Raw genomic sequence first — 26,049 nt, forward strand, 5'->3', positions numbered from 1 at the left:
ATGCCTACCGACGCCAATCCTGCTCGCGCCGCCGTTGAATGGCCGCTTGCCGCTGCTGTCGGCGATGGCTGCCGCCAGGCACTGCGGCAAGAGGTGATGGGCATTTTTTCCATGATCCTCAAGCTGCCGTCGGAAAAAATCGACAGCGAGGAAAAGATATCGACCTACGGCGTTGATTCTATTGTCATTACGGAAATCATGGGGCGTATCGCCGGTGCATTGGGCGTGTCGCTTTCCGCCGCCATTTTCTTTGAAGCCAGAAACATTGAGGAACTAACCGATATCATCATTACGCGTTTCGGCCAGCATGTCGCGGCGCGCTACGAGCGTTCGCCCGCCCGCAGCGATGACCGCCGGTCAGCCGAATTGGCACCGGGCCAACGGAGCGGGCCGGCAGCAGCGGCAGACATCGCCGCCGGTGAAAAATCAGCCCGGCACCTTCAGGCGCTGTTGGCAAAAAGTCATCAGCTCAAGCGACAACGGGAACTGCGCGCTGCACCGGGCGATCGGGCCCGGCCCATTGGTGCGCCGGCAAACAGGCGTTACGAGCCGATCGCCATCATCGGCATGAGCGGAATGTTTGCGCAGTCTTCCTCAGTGCAGGCGCTGCAGCGCCACCTTTACCAGGGCCGGGATTGCATCAGTGAAATACCCAAAGAACGCTGGGATTGGAAAGCCATCTACGGCAACCCGAAAGACGGTGAGTTGACCAATGTTAAATACGCCGGCTTTATTCAGGACGTGGATAAGTTCGATCCGGGTTTTTTTGGCATCTCACCGCGTGAAGCTCAGACCATGGATCCTCAGCATCGGCTGTTTATGGAATCGACCTGGCAGCTCATCGAGTCATCCGGCTATGCCCCTTCGTCATTAGCCGGAAAAAAGGTCGGGGTATTTGCCGGCATCAATTTGCAAGACTATGCCGAAACTGTTCTGAATGCCCAATCCCGCGATATTGTCGAGCTCACGGCGATCCCCCATATGTTTTGCCCGAACCGCCTCTCTTATTTGCTGGATGTGCATGGCCCCAGCGAAATTATCGACACCGCCTGTTCAAGTTCTTTAGTGGCGATCCACCGCGCAGTGATGAGCATTCAGCACGGCGATTGTGATATGGCGATAGCCGGCGGCGCCAACCTGATCCTGAGTCCGAAAATGCACATCCTGTACAGCAAGGCCGAAATGATTTGCGAGGACGGACGCTGCAAGACGTTCTCTGATCAGGCCAACGGCTACGCCCGCGGGGAAGGGGTTGGCGTCGTAATGCTGAAAAGGCTGGCAGCTGCGCAGGCGGATAAAGATCGTATTCTCGGGGTCATTATCGGCTCAGCGGAGAACCACGGCGGCGCCGCCACCTCGCTGATGGCTCCCAACCCGAATGCCCAGGCTCAGCTGATTCGCGATGCGCATAGTAAATCCGGGGTTGACCCGCGCAGCATTACTTATATTGAGTGCCATGGGACCGGCACGCCGCTGGGCGATCCTATTGAGGTCAATGGCCTGAAAACGGCCTTTAAAAATCTCTATCAGGAACACGGGCTGCATTCCGCGGCGGCGAAACACTGCGCATTAGGTTCGGTGAAATCCAATATCGGCCATACGGAAACCGCCGCCGGCGTTGCCGGCGTCATCAAGGTGTTGTTGGCGATGCAGGATGAATATTTGCCCAAATCGCTGCACTGCCAGAATCTGAATCCTTTGCTGGAGCTGGAAGATAGCCCGTTCTATGTCCTTCAGGAGGGGCAAACATGGCAACGGCCGACGATCGGTGACGCGCAGCAACCATTGCGGGCTGGCGTGAGCTCCTTCGGCGCTGGCGGAGCGAACGCGCATCTGGTGATTGAGGAATACCGTCAGGAACCTGACGAACTGTCGTCCTTGGCCCTGGAGCCGGAAATCATCGTGCTATCAGCCAAGAACAGCGAAAGGCTGCAGGTCTATGCGCAGCATTTGACGCAGTATGTCGCTCAAAATTCGGCTTATGTCGCGACACACTTCAAACAGTTCGCCTACACATTACAAACGGCGCGGGATGCGATGCCGGTGCGAGCTGCATTCGTGGCCGAAGATGCGGCTTCGCTTTTGCGCCAACTGACCATTCTGGCGCAAAAAACATCGACCACCGCCAGTGAAGAGGCCATTTTTGTCAACAGCGAGGGCGCGGAACGCGTTTCCCATGTCGATGCGCAGGATATCGCGCGTTGGTGGCAGAATCGGCAGCTTAATGAAGTCGCCCGGGCTTGGGTGGCGACCGGTGCGGTTGACTGGCGGCAACTATACGCGGGCCGGCATTATCCGCGCCTGGCGCTGCCAACCTATCCCTTCGATCGCCGTCGTTACTGGATAAAGGACACGCAGCCGCAGCCGACGGTGACCATCGCGGCCATCCAGCCAGCGAAAGAACCGGTGAAAAGGGCCAACCATTCAGAAAAGATCCGACTGCAGCCGCTGAAATCGAAGAAGGACGCCAATCCGCCGGTTGCAGTTGGCGGCGACGCGGCTTCGGCGCAGACGTGGCCGCGTGACGAGCGGGGTGAGCTGCACCAGAACCATGACGACAACGGGGCTGCCACCGTGAACGGCAACGGCGCCCCGCGCAGCGGCGAGAGGCCGCTGGAGAGCGTCACCGATGCATTACGAGCCAGTTTGGCTCGGGCGCTCTGTTGCGCCGAGGCGGATATTCACGTGGATCGATCCTTCGCTGAAATGGGCCTGGACTCCATTGTCGGCGCTGAATGGGTGCATGAAATCAACCGTCAGCTTGGCAGCGCCTTATCCGCTACCCGGTTATACGATTATTCCAGCGTTCGGCAGCTGGCGCAGTTTATCACGCTCAGTAGCGAGCCGTGCGGCGAGCCGGAACCGCGTCATGCCGGGGATAAGCCTCAGCATAATGGCCAGCAGGCTATCGCCCCAAGCGGCACCGCGGCATCGGCGCACTCCGCAGAGCAGCAACGCGATCCAGCCGCGGCGATCGCGCCCTTGCTGAAAGCCAGCCTGGCTGATGCACTTTACATTACGGTGGAAGACATTCAGAACGATCGCGCCTTCTCGGCGTTAGGTCTGGACTCGATCATCGGCGCCGAATGGATCAATGAGATAAACAAGACGCTGGGCACCGATCTTTCCGCCACGCGTTTGTACGACTACCCCAACATTCAGGTTCTAGCGGAATATATTGCGTCGCAATCTGATGGAGCAACGCCGCGCCCAAAACCGAACGCGGCCGTTTCAGCGCCTGAGGACTCATGTCTCGAGGTTCTGAAACCGGCCGCTTCCGCCGTTGCCGCACGTTCAGAAGAGGCCGCCATCTCTCATCGCCGGCAAGAGAAAATCGCCATCATCGGCATGGCTGGCCGCTATCCCGATGCGGACAATTTGGCGCAATACTGGGATAACCTGGCGAACGGGCGCAATGCGGTGCGTGAGGTCCCAAAAGCGCGTTGGGACGTCGATCAATACTTCGATGCCGATCGTCGCGCCGAGGGAAAGGTGTATTGCAAATGGTTAGGGGCATTAACGGATATCGACTGTTTTGACCCGCTATTTTTCTCGATCGCTCCCGCCGAAGCGGAAGGCATGGATCCCCAGCACCGTCTTTTCCTGCAGGAAGGATACAAGGCGTTTGAAGATGCCGGCTACAGCCCTGAGGAATTGAGTCACCAGAACTGCGGCGTTTATATGGGGATAATGAGCTATGAATATGCTCACCTGATGCTGAACTCCCCGCGGCCGCTGTCCGGTACCGGCAACAGCTTCGCCATCGGCGCGGCGCGAATTCCGTATTTCCTTAACCTGAAAGGGCCGGCCATCCCTATCGATACCGCGTGTTCGTCTTCGCTGGTCGCGACCCATTTGGCCGTCACGGCATTACAAAACGAGGAAATAGACCTGGCGCTGGTCGGCGGCGTCAGCCTCTATCTGATGCCGGAAACCTACATGGGCATGTGTTCTGCGGGCATGTTGTCCCCTGAGGGCCAGTGCAAAGCGTTCGATGATGCGGCGGATGGATTTGTGCCCGGCGAAGGTGCCGGATGCCTGGTGCTGAAACGACTGTCACAGGCTGAGGCGGACGGCGACCATATTTATGGCGTCATCATTGGCTCGGGCATCAACCAAGACGGCAAAACCAACGGCATTACGGCGCCCAGCGTCAACAGCCAGATTGAACTGGAGAGAGAAGTCTACCGCAAGTCTCAAATTAACCCGGATTCGATCAGCTATGTGGAGACGCACGGCACAGGGACGAAACTTGGCGATCCAATTGAGCTTGAAGCGCTGACCTCCGTCTTCAGAGAGCAGACATCGCGCAAGCATTTCTGTGGCCTCGGCTCGGTGAAAAGCAATATCGGCCACGCTTCAGCGGCATCCGGCATGGCAAGCGTGCACAAAACGCTGCTGTCAATGAAACACCGGCAACTCGCGCCATCGCTGCATTTTATCAAGCCGAACCAGCACGTTAACTTCGAGGATTCGCCTTTCTACGTCAATACTCAACTCCAGCCCTGGCGACATGATGAAAACCAGCCGCGAAGAGCGGCGGTGAGCGCTTTCGGTTACAGCGGCACTAATGCGCATATGGTGATTGAAGAGTATCTGCCGCCGTCGGTGGCTGAAACGGTGGAGGAAAAACCAAGCGTGATCGCGTTATCGGCGATGCGGGCCGACCGTTTGCCGCTGATGGCGGAAAATCTGCTGGCCTGGATCAAAGGTGAGCAAGCTGCCGGCCGCCCCGTTGATTTAAGCCGGCTGGCTTATACCTTGCTGAGAGGACGCCAGGCCATGACGGAGCGGCTTGCGTTTGTCGCCACCTCGGTTGGCGAGCTGCAAGAGAAACTGGGCCGGTTTATCGCCGGGGATATCGAGGCACCGCCGTTCTTCAGAGGAACGGTGAACGGCAACCCGCCGGCGCTTCATCAATGCGCCAACCCGGCGGATCTGCACGCGCTGGCTGCGGCCTGGGCCGCAGGGGCGGCGCTGCCCTGGGATTTACTCTATCCGCAGGTTGCTGAAGGCGCTGAGCGCCGTTTCCCCCAAAGAATCAGCTTGCCGACGTATCCGTTTTACCGGCAGCCGTGCTGGTTCGAAGAGACAGAAACCGTGGTCTCGCCGGCACTTTCGTCAGACGCCGCCGGGACAGGGCCGGCTGACGAAGAAACGTCATGGCTACGGGCGACAGAGGCCTGGGTTGACGTGAATGTCCATGAAGACACGCCATGGGTTGAACGCATCGAGGCGAACCGCGACAGGCAAATTCTGGTGCTTGATCGGACCGTTGCAGACTATCGGAGCGTTGAGCAGGTTTGTCAGCATATTCAGCAGATCACCGATAACACTCAGCCGCTCTGGGATGTGCGGCATATCGCCTTGCCGAAGGATACCTTAACGGCGGAGGCCGAGAGCGCCGCGCTGCAAGAGGCGCTCTCGGCGGCGATCCCTCATCCCGATAAACCGTTGGCGATTTTTTTGTTCCTGCCCGATAGCCCGGACGCCGAGGCAGAGTCTGGGCTGCGGCTTGCCTATCTTTGCGTGCAGGCCATCCAGGCGGTTGCCCGGCTCAACCCGGTGCAATTCTATTGCTGTCACCGGGCGGACTATGATCGCGGCCTGACAACCGCGGCCGTGCAATATGAAGCGCTCTGCGGATTGCTACGCTCTGCGATCCTGGAAACCGTGGGGCATACCTACCGGAACGTCATCTTTTCTCCGCAGGCAGCCCACCGGGAGACGGCGCTTCAGTTGATGCAAACCTGGCTATGCGACGGCATGTCGGCGCCTGAAGCGGGCAGACAGACGCAGGCGATCAGCGCATCGACAGTGCGTTTCTCTGGCGGCCGGCAGTACGCGTTACGCGTCAGTGAATCCGAACGGCCTGAAACGGCGGATGCGCATTTTCGCACGGGCGCGACCTATTTAATGGTCGGCGCCCTGGGCGAAACGGGGGAGCAGCTTTGCCGGGTGTTAGGGCAGAACTATCAGGCAGAGTTGGTGATTTTCTCTCGCCGCCCGGAAAGCCAGGTCGCGCCGATTCTGACGCGCATCCGGGCCTCTGGCGCCCGGGTTATTTATTATGCTGTCGATATTCTGGACATGGGCCAGATCGGCCAAGCGATGCAGCAGTTGAAATCTGAAGGCATCAGCCTCCACGGGGTGGTGCAGCTGGCCCGACAGGTGAGCGACGGTTCTATTTTGAATAAGCCTTGGGATGCGTTTCGGCAAACGCTGGCGGCGAAGGTCGCAGGCACCCTGAACATCGACGCGGCAACGGCCAATGAACCGTTGGCGTTTTTCCTGATGTTTTCTTCCGTTGCCGCGTTCGGCATTCAAGGCTCTCCGGATTACGCCTATTCCGCCGCGTTCCAGAACGCGTTTGCCCGATACCGGCAAAAACGGGTCGCCCAGAAACAACGGCATGGGCTCACGGCTTCCGTTTGCTGGGGGCAATGGGAAACTGACGGCGCCGTTGATGCCGAGCGGCTGCCTGCACGTTTGGCGCATCTGGCGCGGCAGGGCATGGGCAGCATTAACGCCTCTGCGGCGGTACGGCAGATACAAGCCGGGCTGGCAGAGGGCGCCACGGCCTTGGTTGCCGTGACCGATCGCGACAAGGCGAGAGTGTTGTTAGGTTTTGACGAACCACAGACGGTTGCCGTAAACGCTGGCCAGGCGCTCGCGACGGCAGAAGCGGTGCGACAAAACATCGATCGCTATCGGCTAGGAGGATTAACGCCAGCGGCGTTTGCGGATTATCTCTCTTCCTTGTCCTTGCAGGATCTGCCGGCCGAGTTGCAACAAGAGGTTGGGGCCGCGATTGCGACGGCGCAGCATGAGCCTGCCGCTAACACGGCGCCCATCGAAGCGGCCAAAGATGCCGGCGGGGTGACGCCGAGAGAAGGCGACGGCGAACTGCGCGACGTGCTGGCCTTCGGGATCGAGAAAGTCATGAAGCTGGGCGACGATCTTGACTGGGATAAACCCCTGCAAGACTACGGGATGGACTCGATTATCGCCATGCAGCTGAGCACCACATTGGAAAAAAAGATGAAATTTCCAGTGCAGCCGAATTGGCTGATCGATCATCCGACCCCCAACTTATTGATGAAAAAATTGCGTGAACAGGTTGGCGCAAGAGGGAACCGGTTATGAACACGCTGAATCAAAAGCTGGAAAACTTTTTCTCCGGTTATCACACCTCAGAGACCGAAGCGCGGAACGGCAAGCCTGAGACAGACGTTTCTTTTAGCTATCTGTTTTTTTCTGATGTCCGCAAAGATGTCTCGGATCGGGATAAATATCGTTTTGCCCGCGAGCTTGTCGAGTTTGCCGATCAGGCCGGGTTTGAATCGGTTTGCTTCCCTGAGCGTCACTTCTATGAATTTGGTTCTATTTACGCCAATAACGCTATCGCTGCGGCTTATTTTGCGCCGCTGACTAAAAACGTGCGCCTGCGTTCAGCCGCCGTGACCAATACGCTGCACCATCCGGTCGAGATCGTCGAAAACTGGGCGATGGTGGATATTCTCTCAGACGGTCGGGTTGAACTGGGTATTGGCAGCGGCTGGAACAAAGCGGACTTTATCCTGTCACCCGAGACGTATGACGATCGGGCAAAAATACGCGACCAGCGGATCCCGGTTATACAACAGCTCTGGCGCGGTGAAACCGTAGATTTTCCCGGCCCCGGCGGGGAGCTATTCCCAACGGTCGTGTATCCGCGTCCGATTCAAAAAGAGGTCGCCATTTGGTACTTCAGCATCTCGGAACCGGGTTTTCGCTATGCGGGGCTGCAAGGATATAACGTCTTCGGCATGTTGCATGGGATAGACCTGCACGAGTTCGGCAAGTATGTGAGCAGCTACCGGTCTGCCCGCGCCGAAGCGGGGTTGGATCCTCTGAGCGGCCGGGTGACGCTGATGATGCACACCTTCGTTCATCCGGACATGGAATGGGTACAGCGGGTGGTCTGCGAACCGTTCAAGGCTTATATCCGCAGCAGCATTATTCCCCAGATGAAAGCCAGAGATAAGCATTTCGATAACAGTCAAATTGATCACATTCTCGATTACGCCTATGCGCGTTTTTTCAAAACCGGAGGCATATTCGGCCCGCTTGATGAATGCCAGAAACAAATTGATTTGGCGGTGGCGTGCGGGGTCAATGAAATTGCATTTCTTCAGGACTTCGGCATGGATTACGCCGCCGTCAAAAACGCCCTTGGTTATTTGCAGCAATTAGTTGACCTTAATCTCAAGCGGGAGAAGTCTTTTTATGAGTAAGCAAGCAGCACAATTATCTTTCATTGCGCAGTGGATTAATAATCATAAAACCGCTTCTTCGGATTCGGCATCAACGCTGTTAGCTGCAAACGGAAATATCGAGCCTTTAGCGATTACCGGCCTGGCGGGATATTTCCCGCAGTGTATGAACATTACCGAGTTATGGCGGCATCTCGATGCCGACGATACGTTGATCACTTCATTGCCGGCGCAACGCGAAGCATGGTATCGGCAAGACGAGGCTGAGGGAGAAACGCCGTGGTCGGTGCTGGCAGGCGGGTTTATTCCCGATATCGCCTCTTTTGATGCGGCAAAGTTCGGCATCTTACCGCTCGAAGCCGAAGAGATGGACCCGCGGCAACGTCTACTGCTGATGTCAACCCAACACACGCTGGAAGACGCCGGCCTTGTTCCCGCCTCCCTAAGCAAATCGCAGACCGGCGTATTTATCGGTTGCGAATCCAATGAGTATGCCGCGCTGATGGCGCGCCACGGTTATCGGCCTGAGTTCGGCCTGACGCAGGCCGACAGCATGATAGCCAACCGGATTTCTTACCAGTTTGATTTGGCTGGGCCCAGTGAGTTAATCAATGCGACCTGCGCCGGGTTCGCCGTCGCGCTTCACCGAGCCACTTTGGCGCTCAGAGCCGGCATCATTGACCGGGCCATTGTCGGCGCAGCCAATATCATGCTGGTTCCTGACGTGACCAACCGATTGAATGACGCCGGCCAGCTCACTCACCGTGGGCAGGTGCTCTCTTTCGGCGAAAATGGGGATGGATTCATCCGATCCGAAGGGGTCGGCACCTTGCTTTTGGAACGCCTGGCGGACGTTGAGAAGGCCGGGCGGCGGGTCTATGCCGTCGTCAAGCATACCCGGGTTAACTTCAATGGGCAGGGCGGCGTGTCGATGGCGTCGCCGAATACGGATGCGCATTGCGAACTGATCAAAGACTGCTACCGTGAAGCCGCTATCGACCCACGCAGAGTGTCTTACATTGAGGCCCAGGGTATGGGGCTGCCGGTAGCGGACATTGCCGAATGGACGGCGTTCAACCGGGCGCTGAGCCAGCTTTGTGATGAACAGGGGCTGGCGTTCGAGCCGGGTTATTGCCGGGTCAGCAGCTTGAAACCCCTGCTGGGGCACATGCATTCTGCCTCGTCACTGGGGGCCTTGTTCAAAGTCATCCGTAGTCTGCAAACCGATAAAATTCATAAAATACCGGGTTTTGAACGGCCGAATGACTATTGCGATACGCAAGACACCCCCTGTGTTTTTGCGAAAGAAACGCAGGCCTGGCCGGCAGGTGAGCATCCCAGGATCGCAGCGATTCATAGCTACGGCTCCGGCGGCAATAATGCCCATATCCTGATCGAAGAATATCGCGGTGCTCACCCTGCGGGCACCGAGTTTCCTGCGGCGTCGCCTCATTATGCCTTCGCCCGGGAATATTGCTGGTTCCAGCCTGGTGTGCGGCCAACCCAGGCCGCACACGCCCCTGACGCCCGCCACCTGGCCGAGGCTGAAGCTGACGTACGCGCGACGATAGCGCGCCTGCTGGGCATGAATGGCGTGGACGACGAAACCTGTCGGCAGGCATTTACCGATCTAGGACTCGACTCCGTCTCTGTTGACGCCTTCGTCAGCCGACTGGTGGCGGCGTACCCGGTTAAATTGCGGCGTTCTGATTTGTTCAGTTACACCACGCCGGCGGCGTTAGCGCGCGTGGTTGCCGAACGCATGAAGAGCGGCACAGCGGCGAAGGCTCTGCGCCAAACCGCCGCTGCGCCGCGTTCGGCGCAAAGCGGCAATCGCGACATCGCCATTATCGGCATCGATATTAAGGTTGCCGGGGCAGATAATGCGGCAGAATTCTGGCAAGTGCTGCGAGAAGGCCGCAGCAGTATTGGGCCGGTGCCGCAATGGCGGCGGCAGCGCGAAGACTTGCAAATGAAGACCTCCCGGGGAGGTTTCATGGCGCATATCGATTGCTTTGACCCGCTGTTTTTTAAGATTTCGCCCCGGGAAGCCCACCACATGGATCCCCATCATCGCTTGCTGTTGCAGTCCGCATGGCGAGCGATTGAAGATGCCGGTTATGACCCGCAGACATGGTGCGGGCAACAGCACGGCATTTTTGTCGGCATGGAAGAATCAGATTATCCATTGACCGAACACTCTGCGATTACCTCGGTACATACGGGAACGGCGCCGGCGCGTATCGGTTACTTCCTTGATACCAAAGGCCCTCTGTTGGCTATCGGCACCGCCTGTTCCTCTTCTCTGGTTGCCCTGCATTATGCCTGCCAGAGTATTTTGAACGGTGAAAGTGAATTGGCGCTGGCCGGCGGGTGCAATCTGATCTGCCAGCCGGAGCGTCTGTTGCACTGTTTGTCGCGGATGGGGGATATGCTCTCGCCAGACGGCGCCTGCTATGCTTTTGATCACCGCGCCAACGGCATGGTGGTCGGCGAAGGGTGCGCGACGGTGGTGTTAAAACGCCATGAGGACGCATTGCGAGATGGCGATGATGTTTATGCCATTATCAAAGGCAGCGCAATCAACTATGACGGCAAAACCAATGGTCTGACGGCGCCCAGCGGCGCTCGCCAGAGTGAGCTTTACGCACAGGTTTATCAGCAAAGCGGCGTTTCTCCCGATCAGATCGACTATGTTGTCAGCCATGGCACCGGCACCCTGTTAGGGGATCCCGTTGAGTGCAATGCGCTGATCGATGCCTTCCAGAGCGAAGGGGCGCAGAAGAAGCAGTATTGCGCGTTAACCTCGCCGAAAACCAATATTGGCCATACGCAGGCCGCGGCCGGGATCGTGAACGTCATCACGGCGGCGTTGGCGTTGAAACAGCGAGAAATCCCGCCGTCGTTGAACTATACCCAGCCCAATGCGGATATTGATTTTGCCGACAGCCCCTTCTATGTGAATACCGAACTCAAGCGTTGGGACCGGGAGCGGCGTTTCGCGGCGGTCAGTTCTTTCGGCCACACGGGCACCAATGCCCACCTGGTGCTGCAGAACGCAGAGACGCCGATGAAGCGCCAGGGGGAGCAATCAGGCCGGCATGAGCCGTATCTGATAGTGTTATCTGCTAAAAGTGAAGCCCAGTTGAAACAGATGGCGGCCAACCTGCTCGCCGCGGATGAACCGCACAGCATGGGCGATCTCGCTTATACCCTGCAAGTCGGGCGAACGCCGATGCCACATCGTCTGGCGTTGTTTAGCGACGGCTGGCATAGCCTGCAGGAAGCGTTGGGGCAGTACCTTGCCAGCGGTGCGGAGATAAGCGCTTCGCTCGATTTGTATTATGCCGACGTATCGGGAACGACCCGTTCCGCCGCCACGCAGGCATTGCTGCGTGACGAGGGGGGGGCTCACGGGCTTCAACCCGGCCAGACGCCGCCTCTTGCGCGCCTTCAACTGGCCGCCTGGCTGCTCGGTGAGACGGTGGATTGGGCTGCGTTATATCACGATGCCGTGCCGCGCAGGATGCACCTGCCGACGTATCCCTTCGCGGAGGAACGTTATTGGTTCGCCTCGACGGATGAGTTAAACGCTCTCGCGCCACGCCGTACGGCGGAGGCAGAGCAGAATGACGCCGTTTGGATCGCTCGCGAAAGATGGCAGGAGCAGCCGCTACCGGACGCCGTGAATCTCGGCGCTGAGCATTACAACCGGCGCGTGATTTGCGTCCTTCCAGCTGCCGTTCAAACGACGCTGGGGGCCGGCATTATGCAGATTGCGGGAGAGGATTCACCGGCGCTGTTCCTGCACATGGCAGAGACAGACGCCTGCAGCCGTTTCTTTGCGCAACTGAAAATGACCGCACAAACGGCAAGTGAACCTGAGTCGGCAAACGCGTTGTTGTGCGTTGTCGAACCTGAGTCCGCGATGGACCAATTGGTGCCTCTGTTCCAGGGGGTGTTATCCAGCGGGCTCGCGGTCGGCCGTATTTTGATCGTCAGCGCCTTTACCGACGCTTTGGAGCGTTGCTACGCCGATGCGCTGGTCGCTTTCGGCGCCTCTTTGCGACTTGTTCTGCCGGAAACGAGCATCTCGTTTGCCGGGTTCGACACGGCTCCGGGCGCTGAGCGGTGGCAGGGGGTAGCCGCATCACTTCCCGCCGTCTGGGCTGAGTTGCAAAGTGAACCGGGCCAAAACGCGCTGTATCTTCAGGGCAAACGCCATGTGCTGGCGTATGAACCGGTCCAGATGGCAAGCGGCGCTCATGCTGTAAACAACGATGAAAACGTGAAAGCGGAAAGTTGTTTAAAAATGGGCGGATGTTACCTGATTACCGGAGGGCTCGGTGGGTTGGGGATGATATTTGCGCGCTATCTGTGCGAAAACTTTATGGCGAAGGTGATCTTGATTGGCCGTTCTCCGCTTAATCTGGATAAACAGACGGATTTGCGGGCCATCAAACAACATGGCGGTCAGATTACCTACTTCCAGGCCGATGTAAGCGAGTTGTCGCAGATGGAGTCTCTGTTTGCAGACTGTCGGCGTCAGGGGATCCGCATCGACGGCATCTTGCATGCCGCGGGGGCGCAAACGCAGCAAACGCTGGCGGAGAAAGATCTCGCCGGGGTTCATCAGGTGCTGGCGCCGAAAGTTCAGGGTGTTCAGACGATTGATAACGCCTGGCAAAGCGTGTTCGGCGCAGAACACGCGCTGGACTTTATCGTTTACTTCTCGTCCAGCGCTGCTATTTTTGGCGATTTTGGCGCCGGTGATTATGCCGTGGCGAATCGTTTCCAAATGGCTTACGCCAACAGCCGACATCGCGGCGCGCGGTCCGCCCGCAAGACTGTCGCTATCGGATGGCCGGTGTGGGCAGACGGCGGCATGACGCAGGGTTCGGCCGAACGGGAGCAGGCGACCTCCTTTTACCTGAAAACCAGCGGCCAGCGCGCATTGTGCAGTGAAGAAGGATTGAGGGTGTTCGAACAGCTGCTCGCCGGCGAAGAGGGCGCGGTGCTGGTCATGGCCGGTCAGCACGATGCGCTGCAACGCCTGCTGGCGGGGGGGCCGCGTCAACAGGGCGCGCAAAATCGACCGGCAGCCGCCATCGTTTCCCACCCTGAAATGAAAGGGCTGACGGTTGAACAGTGCGTGCTTTGGGAATTGCAGCAGACGGTGAGCGATATTTTAAGCATTGAGCGGTATCGTTTGCAGCATGACGTGAACCTGGCGGATTTCGGTTTTGATTCAATCAGCCTGGCGGAGTTTGCCGCCGCTCTCAGCCGGCGCTGGAAAATCGCTGTGTCGCCGGCCCTGTTTTTCGGGCATGCCACGCTCTCGCGGCTCAGCCAGTACTTTATGGCGACTCACGGGGCGTTAATGCACACCTGCTACGGCAGTTCGCCAGGCGAGCGGGAGTCGGCAGACCCGCGCGCCCATTTGGTTCCTCCATCAGTCCGCAACCCGGGCATGCATACCCCTGCGCTTGCGCCGTCTGCGCAAGAAGAGCCGATCGCGGTGATCGGCATGAGCGGCCGGTTCCCCGGTGCCCGCGACGTTGAGGAAATGTGGCGCTATCTGGCGGAGGGCAAATCGTCCGTCAGCCAGGTGAGCGAGGCGTATCTGCGCGGCCGTGACGAATCTTGCCGAGAGCATAGCAGCGCGTCGGCGCGCCAACTGTGGTGCGGCGTCATGCCAGACGTTGCGGAGTTTGACCCGCTGTTTTTTGAAATTTCGCCACGGGAAGCGCAGAACATGGATCCGGCCCAGCGCCAACTGTTGCAGGAGACCTGGAAAGCGCTGGAGCATGCCGGTTATGGGGATCACTCGCTGCGACAGCACAGTATCGGTACGTTTGTCGGTGTCGAAGAAGGAACCTACGGCCATTTCACCGCGAGCGAGCAGGTTGAAATCACCGCCAATCATAACGGCATTCTGGCTTCGCGACTGGCCTATTTCCTCGATCTGCATGGCCCCGTGCTGGCGATCAATACGGCCTGTTCATCCGGCTTGGTCGCGGCGCATCTGGCATGCGCCAGCCTGCGTAACCGGGAATGTGACACCGCATTGGCCGCCGGCGTCAGCCTGCAACTCTCGACGGAAGGTTTCGACATCATGGCGCGCTCAGGCATGCTGTCAGAGGACGGGACCTGCTATACCTTCGATCAGCGCGCCAACGGCATGGTGCCGGGGGAAGCCGTCGTGGTGCTGGTGTTGAAACGGTTGTCGCAGGCAGAGGCCGATGGCGACCGGATCCATGGCCTGATCCGCGCCAGCGGCATCAACTATGATGGCAAGACTAACGGGATCACCGCGCCGAACGGCGTGGCGCAGGCCGATTTGCTCAAATCTGTGTATCAACGTGCCGGCATTAGCCCGGCGCAAATTGAGTATATCGTCACGCATGGCACGGGCACCCGCCTTGGCGATCCGGTTGAGATCAATGCGCTGAATGAGGCGTTCAAAGCGCACACCGATAAACAGGCCTTTTGCGCTCTGACATCGACCAAAACGAATTTCGGTCATACTTTCGCCGCCTCGGGCCTTCTGAGCGCCGTGAGCCTTATTGAGGCTTTGCAGCGGCAAATCATTCCCGCAAGTCTCAACTGCCAACAGGAAAATGACTACATCACCTGGGCGGAGAGTCCTTTCTACGTCAATAAAACAGCCCGCGCCTGGCCGAGGGTGGCGGATAAACGAAGAATGGGGGCAGTGAGCGCCTTCGGCATGAGCGGCACCAATGCGCATCTTCTCATCGAGGAATATGCGCAGGCGCCTGCGGCGCCAGAGCAGCAACGCAGCCATTATCTGCTTTGCTTGTCCGCCAAGACCGAGGAGGCGCTCTATCTCAAGGCCAGCGATCTGATGTTGCATTTGCAAAGATCGGAAACCGAGAGTCAGAGTCTGGCGGCGATCAGCTATACGTTGCTCCACGGCCGTAGCCATTTCCGCTACCGCCTGGCTATCGTGGTCGAAGATCGCGAGGGCGCCATCGTTAGCCTGCAACAGGCCGAACATGTGCAGCGCCCCAATCTGTTCCGCGGTAACGGTATCCCTCTGGGCTTCATAGGGCAGCCAGCCATTCAAAAACACGTCGATGCGTTGCTGCGCCAATCGCAACGTAGTACAGGGCAGGAATATCAGGAGAATTTGTGCGCGCTGGCGGATTATTACTGCCAGGGGTACGTGCTGAAAGGCGACGAGCTGTTGCCGGACGTGTCCCGCTGCGTTGTCTTGCCGGCTTACCCGTTCGCCCGTGAACGCTGTTGGGTGGAGGGCGGCGCGTCATCGCCGGCGCGAAGTGCCGTCGCCGTACGGGGCGCGCTGCATCCGATGCTGCAGGAGAATGCCTCAACGCTGGGGGAGCTGCGTTTTCGCGCTGAGTTCAGCGGTGAAGAGTTTTTCCTCAAGGATCACCGGATTTACGGGCAGAAAGTTTTGCCGGGCGTCTGCTATCTGGAAATGGCGCGTGCGGCTTATGCCTGCGCGGCCTCGCCGTCGGTTGCAACGCCTCAGCCGCTGCGCTTCAGCATGAAACAGGTTCTTTGGCTTCAGCCGGCGATCGCCGCACAACAGACCATGACCCTTTACCTCGGGCTCTGTGAGCAGAACGAAGGGCTTGTTGACTATCGGGTGTATTCGGAAAACGAAGGACAGCAGCGCACGATCCACAGCCAAGGCGTGATTGTGCCGCATCTGAATGACGCCATCCCGGCGCACCGTTCTCTGGACGTGGAGCAGCTGAAAAGCCAGATGACGGGCCCCGGCTATCTGCCGGCGCAGTGCTACCAAAGGTTCCGCAACATGGGGCTCGAGTATGGCGAATCATTCCAATGCATTGAGCAGCTGCTGACGGGAGAGCGCCAGGTGTTGGCCAAAATTGCGCTGCCGAATGCGGCAGCCCTGCAGGGGCTCGGTTTGCACCCGAGTTTGATCGACGCCGCATTGCAAACCAGCCTGGGGCTGCATGGCTCTGAGCCGCGCCCCGACGCCGCCTATGTGCCGTTTGCGCTGGAGCAGTTGGAGGTCTTTGGCAACATCGACACCCGGCTCTGGGTCTGGCTGCGGCTGGTCACAACCGATAACGCCGCGGATCCGCAAGTGCAAAAAATGGACGTCGATCTCTGCGATGAACGGGGGCGTATCTGCGTGAGCTTGCGCGGCTTCTCGACCCGCATACTGTCGGTATCTCACCCGTCTGAACAAGACGTCATGCCGGAAACGGAGCCTGCGGTCGAGATGGCCGTTAGCTCACAGCGCAAAACGTTAAGCGGGACTGAATACTTCTTGCAAGATCACGGCGGGTTGTTGCCGGGCATGCTGTCGCTGGCGTGGATGAGCGAATTGGCGGCGGCGCATCTCCAGCCAGAAGATCCCCCGGCCGTCATCGGACTCAAACAGGTGGTCTGGCGACAACCCGTGGCGGTGGGAGCGAGCGGAGCCGATATTGATCTGCACCTGAGCCGGGATCAACACGGTTATCGCTGCACGGTCAGTTCGCAGGGCGCGATGCACGCGCAGGCCCGAGTGATGACCGGCTCAGCCGGCGAACAGGCGCTTCAGCCGTTGCCGCTTGGCGAGATCGCGCAGCGCTGTCGGCAGCGCAGAGAACAGAGTGCCTGCGCCGAATTCTTCGCTGCGGCGATCGGACCAAGGTTGCTCGGCATCACCCGCTATGACCAAGGGCATCAAGAAGCGTTAATCGCGCTGGAAACGCCGGGCGATGTTGACGGCGAGACGGTGGCGCTGCACCCAACCCTGATGAACGGGGCCGTTTTGGCCGCGATCATGTTGGCCACCGGCGGCGAGCGGCAAAGCGATCGCCCGCTGATGCCGTTTAGCCTGGATGAACTGCGGGTCCACCGGCCATTGCCGGGGAGTCTGTTGGCCTATATTCGCCAACACCCTTCAGGGAGCGGCTCGCAGCAGCAGATCGTAAGTTGTGATATCTGGTTTACCGATCGTCACGGCCATATCCTGGTCGAAATGAAGGGGTTGAAAATGATCGCAGCACCGGCGGTGTCGCTGGTCTTTGCCCGGCCTCAGTGGGCCCGTCAGCAGATTGCTGTTCTCCCACAATCTGAACGCACTTCTGGCGCGCCGCCTCGTTTTATTCTGGCGCAGGAGAGTGATGCGTGGCAAACCGCGTTGCAAAGCGCCTGGCCTGCTTGCCGGATCATGCGCCTGTCGCCCGATGCAGATCAGACACCGGCGCAATTGACGCTTTGTCTGCAGCAGTTGTTTGCCCAAATTAAAGAAAGCACGCTTGCCTGCACGGAACAGGCCCAGCGGCAGGCGCTGTTCATACTGGCGGCGGAACCGGTGAACGAGTCGTGGCTGTCCGCGGCAGCAGGGCTGCTCAAAACGGCCCGCCAGGAACAGCCAGGCCTCAATGGAAAAGTGATCCGCTACCCGAATGCCGCTGACGCGGCCATGCAACTGCCGACCCAACTGCATGCCGAAATGCAGGAGACAGAGGGCGCCGTCGAGATTCGTTACGACGCGGCGGGCGGCAGAAGCGTGCGGGAGTGGCACCAAACAGCGCTGACGGACGCCGCCGGTGTGCCGCCGATGGCTGCTGGCTCCGTTATCTGGATCACTGGCGGGCTGGGCGGTATTGGCTATCAGTTGGTCCGTGAACTGGGGGCGCGCTATCAGGCTCGTTTCGTCCTGAGTGGCCGTTCCGCTTTACAGGGCCTCAATGAGCAACGCCTTGCGGCGCTGCGGCAGCAGGGTGCCCAGGTGGCTTACTATCAGGGTGATGTGACCGATCCCGAGCAAGTTCGCCGCCTGGTGCGGCAAATCCTGCAGGATGAGGGCCGATTGAATGGCGTCATCCACAGTGCGGGCGTCACGCGTGACGCATTCATTGTCAATAAGACTGAACGTGAAGTGCTTGAGGTTTTAGGGCCGAAAGTCGCGGGCACACTGGCTTTGGATGAGGCAACCCGGGATTGCGATCTGGACTTCATGGTGCTGTTCTCCTCTTTGAGCAGCGCGTTTGGCAATAGCGGACAGGCTGACTATGCCTGCGCCAATGGCTTTATGGACGGCTTCGCCTTCAAGCGTAACCAGCAGGTTGCCGATGGTTTACGGCGCGGGAAAACCCTGTCGTTGAACTGGCCGCTTTGGCGCGATGGCGGTATGGGAATTTCCGAGCAGGCGGCTGAACAGCTCAGGCGCCAGTCGGGTTTGGTGCCGATGCCCGCCGCAGCGGGGATAGAGGCGTTGCTTCTGGGGCTGCACAGCCCGGAGCCGCAGTTGGCGGTTATGTATGGCGAAGCCGAGCAGATCGGGCGCCGACTCTCGGAGACACGCGATCCGCTGCCCGCGGGTTCATCAAGCCGCGAAGAGGTGCCCCGTCAGCTGGCAGGCGAAAACAGCCCGGTTCGGGTTGCACGCGTCCACGCCATGCTGGTCAGCATGGTGGCTCAGCTGCAAAAGCTCGATGAGAACAAGGTTGAGTTGGATATGGAACTGTCCAAATATGGCTTTAATTCCATCGATTTCACCGAGTTTGCTGGTCGTCTCAATAAGGCCTATGGCCTGACGCTGATGCCGACGGTGTTCTTTGAACATTCCACCCTGCGGGCGATGGGTCATCATCTGGCCGACACTTATCCCGATGCCGTCGCTCAAATAGCGGGCACGCCGGAAATGGCGGCCGCCAAAGAGCCGCCTCCAATCATCACCGCCACCAGCCTGGCAATGCGGGATGATGGTGAAAAAACGTTTGGCTGGCGGGCGGCGGCTTATGCGTCAACGCCACAGCAAGAATCCCCGGTCGTCGCCTCAACGGCGACGACCGGGCCGCAAGAGCCGGAAGCGATAGCGGTTATCGGTATGAGCGGCCGATTCCCGCAGTCGCGCAATCTGGATGAGTTCTGGCGAAAACTGGAAGCGAATCAGGACTTGATCAGCACGGTTCCGGCCGATCGTTGGAACTGGCGGGAATATTATGGAAACCCGCATGAAACGCCCGGAAAAACCAACGTGAATTGCGGCGGGTTCATGCAGGATGTCGATTGTTTCGACCCGCTTTTTTTTGGCATTTCTCCACGGGAAGCCCAGTCATTGGACCCGCAGTTCAGGATTTTCCTGGAAACGGTCTGGGCGACGATTGAGGATGCCGGCTATCGCGCCAGTGATTTATCGGGCAGCAACACCGGGGTGTTTGTCGGGGTATCGACCTCTGAATACAAAGACGCCTGGCTGAAGTATTCCCACGATAAGTTCGGCATCGGCGATCCCCCTTGGCTTTCTCACTTCGCGCTGGCCAACCGTGTGTCTTACATACTGAACCTCCATGGCCCAAGCGAACCCATTGATACCGCCTGTTCCAGTTCACTGGTCGCCATTCACCGGGCGATAGAAGCAATGCGCGCCGGCAGTTGCGATATGGCGTTGGTCGGCGGCGTCAACATTATCGTCAATCCGGGGATCACCATCACCGCCGGAGAAGCGGGGATCCTTAGCGAAGACGGCCGCTGCAAAACCTTTGATATCAGCGCAGACGGCTACGGCCGCGGCGAAGGCGTCGGCGCCATTATGCTCAAACCCCTCCGCCAGGCGATTGCCGATGGCGATCGCATTCACGGTCTGATCCGCGGCAGCGCCGAGAATCACGGCGGTAAAGCAACGTCGCCCACCGCGCCGAACCCGGTTGCGCAGCAGGCGCTGCTGACCCAGGCCTATCGCCGCAGCAGCATCGATCCGGCGAGGGTGGGTTATATCGAGACCCATGGCACGGGAACCCGGCTGGGCGATCCGATTGAGATCGATGGGTTGAGAAAAGCGTTCACCGCCTTGTATCAAGAGCGGGGGCAATCCATGCCGAGCGAAGCCTGTTGTGGACTCGGATCGGTAAAAACCAATATCGGCCACCTGGAAGCCGCAGCCGGCATTTCTGGTGTCCTGAAAGTGTTATTGATGTTCCGTCACCAGAAAATTCCTGGCAACGTTCATTTGCAGACGGCGAATCCGTATTTGGATCTTGCCGAGAGCCCGTTCTACCTAGTGCGAGAAACGCAGCCATGGCCGGCGATGCAAGACGCCGGTGGCCGGCCGCTGCCGAGAATAGCCGGCGTCAGCAGTTTTGGCATCGGTGGGGCGAATGCGCACATCGTTCTCGAAGAGTACGTTGCGGAACCGGCCGTCAGCGTTACTGCTTCCTCTGCGGCGCCGGTGGCGATTGTCTTGTCGGCAAAAAAAGCCGCTCGCCTGGAGGCGGTCGTACAAGGTTTGGCCACCTACCTGGATTCTGCGGCGTTTGCCGAGCAGCAACCGAGCCTGGCGGATATCGCTTATACCCTGCAAGTGGGGCGCGAAGCCATGGATGAACGCCTGGCCTTTGTCGCCGACTCCGTGCCGGCCTTGCAAGACACATTGTCCCGCTACCTTGCCGACCCCAAACCGGCGCCGGGCATCTATCGCGGCAATGCGAAAGCGGGCAATGGTGCCTTATTTGCAGCGGCTGATGAAGACCGGCAAGGCAAGTATGGCAAGCGGCTCGAGGCCTGGGTGCAGGGCGCCGTCGTTGACTGGAAAACGCTGTACTCCGCGGCAACGCCACCCCGCAAGATCGGCTTGCCAACTTATCCGTTCGCACGGGATCGTTTCTGGTTGAAAGAGAAAACCGCCGCGGCCAGCGAGAACGGAGAGGCGACGCCGCCAGTCATGCCATCCCAGCCTTATCGTTTGCACCCGCTGGTACACCGCAATACCTCCGACCTGACCGCGCTCAGCTTTACCTCTTGGTTTGACGGCGGCGAATTCTTCCTGTCAGACCATGTGGTGATGGGAAAACGGCTTTTGCCTGGCGTCGCTTATTTGGAAATGGCGCGCGCCGCCGTTGAACAGTCGGTGGGGCGTGAACGGCGTCTACAGTTGACTCAGATCGTCTGGATTCGCCCTTACATCGCCGCCGGCGAAAACGGCCTTTCCCCTGTGATGGTAAAATTAATGCCGCAATCGCCGACGGTGATTCGGTTCGAAATTTGTTCTCAGATGGCGGATGGCCAAACCCAGACGCATTGCCAGGGAAAAGCGATCGTTGCGGACTCGTTTGCGGCTAGCGAAACCCGGCTCGATCTGTCGGTTGCGATGGCCGAGCACCAAGACGGTACGCTAGAGAAAGCCGAATGTTACCGGGCTTTCCATCAGTTGGGGATCGAATACGGCACCGGACATCAGGGCATTGAACGGCTGCATGTCGCCAAGGGTCGCGTGCTTGCGCAGCTGGTGCTGCCTGAAACCCTCAAAGAGACGCTGGGCGAGTATGTCCTGCATCCCAGTCTGATGGACTCTGCATTACAGGCGACGCTGGGGTTGTCCCAGGATCATCGGCTGGGTTTGCCGTTTGAACTGGAGTCAATGGAGATCCTGCACCGCTGCACGTCCAGAATGTGGGCCCGCATTGCGTATGAGCATGGCTCCGAGCCTGCGCTACGGGCGAAAGTCCAGAAACTGACCGTTGAGCTATACGACGATACCGGGCGGCTCTGCGTTCATTTGCAGGGATTCAGCGTCCGCGCGCCTGAGCCCGACACGCCGCCCGGCAACGGCACGCTGCTGCTGGTGCCGACGTGGTCGCGTAAACAGGTCCGAGGCGATGTCGTTGCTCCGCATGCGTACTCCCACCGTCAAACACTCTTCTGCGGAGAACCTTCCGTCGCGAAAGCCATGGGCCTGACGAATGACCTGATTTTCCCGGCCATGGACAGTGAGGACCATATCGCCCTGGATTTTCAGCAGCAGGCGCTGGCCTTGTTTGGCCGGGTAAAATCCCTGTTGGATGGGCGGCCCAAGCAGCCGATGCTGTTGCAAGTGGCGGTTGTCGGGGCGCTGCCCGCGCCGTTTTCCGCCGCGCTCTGCGGGGTGTTAAAAACGGCGCGTTTAGAGAATGGCCGGTTTATTGGCCAACTGATTGAGCTGGAGGCGACGGCGCGCGCCGACGAGATTAACGACAGGCTGCGGGAAAGCAGCCTCGTGCCGGAAGATATTCACATACGCTACGGCGGGGAGGGGCGCCAGGTTTTATCCTGGCGGGAAGTGCACTCACTAACCGGAACCTCCGCCGTGTCTCCAGCGTCAGGGGCGGTCCGCATTCCGTGGAAAGAGCGGGGCGTTTATCTGATTACCGGCGGTGCAGGCGGGCTGGGGCTTATTTTTGCCACAGAGATTGCCCGCCAAACCCGCGGTTCCAGGCTGATCCTCACCGGACGAACGTCGATGAACGATCGGATCCAAGCCGCAGTCAGCCAGTTGATCGCGCTGGGCGCTCAGGTTGACTACTGCCAGCTTGACGTCTGCGATCGCCCAGGGGTTGAGGCGTTAACCGCCAGCACCATGGCGAAGTACGGCACCATCAACGGCGTGCTCCATTGCGCTGGCGTGCTGCGCGATAGCTACATCCTGAAAAAGTCGCCGGAGGATTTTCTGGCCGTACTCGCACCTAAAGTGCAAGGGACGGTGAACTTGGATCTGGCCCTGGCGCAGCACCCGCTGGATTTCTTTATTCTCTTTTCATCAACCGCAGCCGCCTTGGGTAATCCAGGGCAGGCTGATTATGTTACGGCGAACAGTTTCATGGATGCTTACGCTCACTACCGCCAGCGGCAGGTGGCGGCTCAGGCGCGGATGGGCAGAAGTCTGACGATCAACTGGCCGCTGTGGAAAGAAGGCGGCATGGCGGTTGATGACGCATCTGAAACCCTGATGTACCAGAACACGGGCATGATCGCGATGTCTGCGGCTGCCGGCCTGCAGGCTTTCTATCAGGCGCTTGAGCGGGAAGAAAATCAAGTGCTGGTGATCGCCGGCGACATTGAAAAGTTGCGCCTGACATTGGCCAACGGTGGTGAACAGCACCGCGTTGAGCCGGCGGCAGGCAGCGGGCAGAAGGCGGCGGTGCCGATTGACAAAACGGGGCTGGAAGAGGCGGTGCAGCAGTTGTTGATCCGCGAAGTCTCCGCATTGCTTGACGTGGCGGCGACCGAGATCGATCTGGATCTCGAATTGACGGAACTGGGCTTCGATTCCATTCTGACGACCGGGTTCGCCAACACGCTGAATCAGCGCTATCAGCTCGACCTGTTGCCAACCCTGTTCTTCGAGTATCCGACGATTGCGGCGCTGAGCGGCTATCTAACGGCAACCTATCAGGCCGCATTCGCCGCAAGGTTTACCGCGTTCGCCCAGCCGGAAACCGGGGAGCTGGCTGCACCGGCACCTCGGATAGCCGAAGATGCGTCCACCCAGGCGGTGGATATACCGGCGTTGCATGAAGCGGTTCAGTCGCTTCTGATGCAGGAAATTTCTGCGTTGTTGCACGTGGACGCCGCTGACATCGATAACGATATTGAGTTAAGCGAGCTGGGCTTCGACTCCATACTGACGACCAGTTTTGCCAATAAATTGAACCGGCAATATGCGCTGGAACTGCTGCCGACCGTGTTTTTCGAGTACCCGACCGTTGCGGGATTGACGCATTATCTGGCCGAACGCTATCGTGCGCGCTTTAGCCTGCTGTTTGCCGCGCAAGTGATGGCGCAAGCACCGCAGAGCGATGAGGCGCCGGCGCATGATGTCTCAGTCGAGCGCTCGCCCCAGCCGAAACCGTCCGCCTCACCAGCCGTTCACGACCGGAACGACGCTCAGGAAGCGATCGCCATTGTGGGGATGAGCGGCAGTTTCCCTATGGCGCCGGATCTGGACGCCTACTGGGAAAATCTATTGCAGGGGAAAGATTGCATCAGCGAGGTGCCGCCAGACCGTTGGAATTGGCGGGATTCCCTACAGGCTGTACACAGCACTGAAAATCGCGACAGTATTCGCTGGGGAGGATTCATTCAGGATATGGCGGAATTCGATCCGCTCTTTTTCGGTATCTCCCCCCGAGAGGCCGAACTGATGGATCCGCAACAGCGGCTGTTGATGACCCATGCCTGGAAAGTGATTGAAGACGCGGGTTACTCGGCCGCTTCTTTGGCCGGCAGTAGGCTGGGCATTTATGTCGGTACGGGAAACACCGGTTATGCCGGTCTGATCGTCGATGCGAAACTTCCGGCGGAAGGTTTCACCGCAACGGGGATTGTGCCTTCGGTCGGCCCGAATCGTATGAGCTATTTCCTCAATGTGCATGGGCCGAGTGAGCCAATTGAAACGGCGTGTTCCTCTTCGCTCATCGCCATTCATCGCGGTGTTTCAGCCCTGCGTCATGAAGGCTGCGATATGGTCATCGTAGGCGGCATTAATACATTGGTCACGCCGGATACGTTCGTCAGCTTCTGCAAAGCGGGCATGCTCGCCGCCGACGGTCGTTGTAAAACATTCTCCAGCCAGGCTGACGGCTATGTGCGCGGCGAGGGCGCGGGCATGCTGCTGCTGAAGCGCTTATCGGCGGCCGAAGCGGACGGCGATCATATTTATGGCGTCATCCGCGGCAGCGCGCAAAATCACGGCGGGCGCGCCAGTTCCTTGACCGCGCCGAACCCAAAAGCGCAGGCGGCCCTGTTGGTCAGCGCCTACCGCGATGCCGGCATCGACCCCAGGACGGTCGGCTACATTGAGGCGCACGGGACGGGCACAAAACTCGGTGATCCGATTGAGATCAATAGCCTGAAAGCCGCGTTTCACGATATGCAGGCTCTCTATCCGGGCGAGAAATACCCTGAGGCGGAGTGCGCCGTCGGGTCGGTGAAAACCAACATCGGGCATTTGGAGATGGCGGCAGGTATTGCCGGCGTCATCAAAGTGTTGCTGCAGCTGAAACACCAGACGTTGGTGAAGAGCCTGCACTGTGAAGAACTGAATCCCTATATCGACTTCACGAACACGCCATTCTATGTCGTGCAGGAGAATCGCCCCTGGCGCGCATTGCGAAACGCGCAGGGTAATGCGTTGCCGCGCCGGGCCGGCGTCAGTTCTTTCGGTTTCGGCGGCGCCAACGCGCATATCGTGATAGAGGAATATCGCGGCAATCGGTCGGTACTGCCGGCGCCGCAATCGCGCTCGCGCTATGTGATCCCGTTGTCAGCCAGGGATGATGTTCGCTTGCGTGACGTAGCCCAGAACCTCAGGCGATACCTGGATCAGCAACGGGAAAAACCTGAGCTGACGCTAATGAATCTGGCCTATACGCTGCAAGTCGGGCGGGATGCCATGACGGCGCGGCTGGGCTGGATCGTGCAGTCCCTCGACGAGCTGAGGGCAAAACTGGACGGTTTTTTGCAGGGTAACGAGGAACCCGGCGAGGTCTACCGCGGCCAGCGTAGCAGCCACAACGCTCTGGTGGCGCAATTCTCGGCTGATGAAGAACTGCGCGAAGCCATCGCGAAATGGGTGGTGCGCGGTAAATACGCCAGACTGCTGAGCCTTTGGTGCCAGGGGCTGGAGTTTGATTGGTCAGGCTTATATCAAGGGCAGCAGCCGCTTCGCCTGAGCTTGCCGACCTATCCCTTTGACCGCCAGGCGTTCTGGCTTCCCACCGCTCAAGGACAGGAACACGCCGCCCCCCACGTCTTGGCGCATGACGTTCACCGCCAGCCGGAAAAAATAGGCGGCATACCGTCACCATCCCTGGCGGACAGCGTACCGCAGAAGGCCGAGGCGCGTTTTGACCTTGAGGTTTACCTGACCGCGCTGATCGGCCGGCAGCTCAAAGTGGCCGAAGCGGCGATCGGCCCGGATACCGCTCTGGAGGAATTGGGCATGGATTCGGTCGTGTCCATCGCGCTGTTAAATGACATCCGCGAAAAGTTCCCGCAAGTCTCCCGCTCGCTGTTTATGGAATAC

The 26,049-nt window shown here is 59.0% G+C and carries 3 protein-coding genes (1 of these 3 cut by a window edge); all 3 read left to right on the forward strand.

Annotation, left to right across the window (positions count from 1 at the left end; all coding sequences use genetic code 11):
* Tightly spaced (each overlapping or abutting the next), the 3 genes in view from ACTJJ1_RS06280 to ACTJJ1_RS06290 form a layout consistent with a single transcriptional unit that may run on beyond the window.
* Positions 1-7,146, forward strand: coding sequence for a beta-ketoacyl synthase N-terminal-like domain-containing protein (locus ACTJJ1_RS06280; protein WP_440832805.1), 7,146 nt, complete (start codon positions 1-3; stop codon positions 7,144-7,146).
* Positions 7,143-8,276: a MupA/Atu3671 family FMN-dependent luciferase-like monooxygenase gene (locus ACTJJ1_RS06285; RefSeq protein WP_004944592.1), complete on the forward strand. Its 1,134-nt coding sequence runs from the start codon at positions 7,143-7,145 to the stop codon at positions 8,274-8,276. Before ACTJJ1_RS06280 ends, ACTJJ1_RS06285 begins: the two co-directional genes overlap by 4 nt.
* Positions 8,269-26,049 carry the 5' portion of an SDR family NAD(P)-dependent oxidoreductase gene (locus tag ACTJJ1_RS06290; RefSeq protein WP_440832808.1) on the forward strand. The gene runs 2,052 nt beyond the window's last position, so the window shows 17,781 of its 19,833 coding nt (coding positions 1-17,781); it begins with the start codon at positions 8,269-8,271; its stop codon lies off the right edge, out of view. Before ACTJJ1_RS06285 ends, ACTJJ1_RS06290 begins: the two co-directional genes overlap by 8 nt.

This window comes from Serratia sp. 22264 (assembly GCF_052045345.1).
Taxonomy (GTDB): domain Bacteria; phylum Pseudomonadota; class Gammaproteobacteria; order Enterobacterales; family Enterobacteriaceae; genus Serratia; species Serratia plymuthica.

Coding starts and splice junctions, on each gene's coding strand:
- ACTJJ1_RS06280 (WP_440832805.1), top strand. CDS start 1: ATGCCTACCGACGCCAATCCTGCTCGCGCCGCCGTTGAATGGCCGCTT.
- ACTJJ1_RS06285 (WP_004944592.1), top strand. CDS start 7,143: ATGAACACGCTGAATCAAAAGCTGGAAAACTTTTTCTCCGGTTATCAC.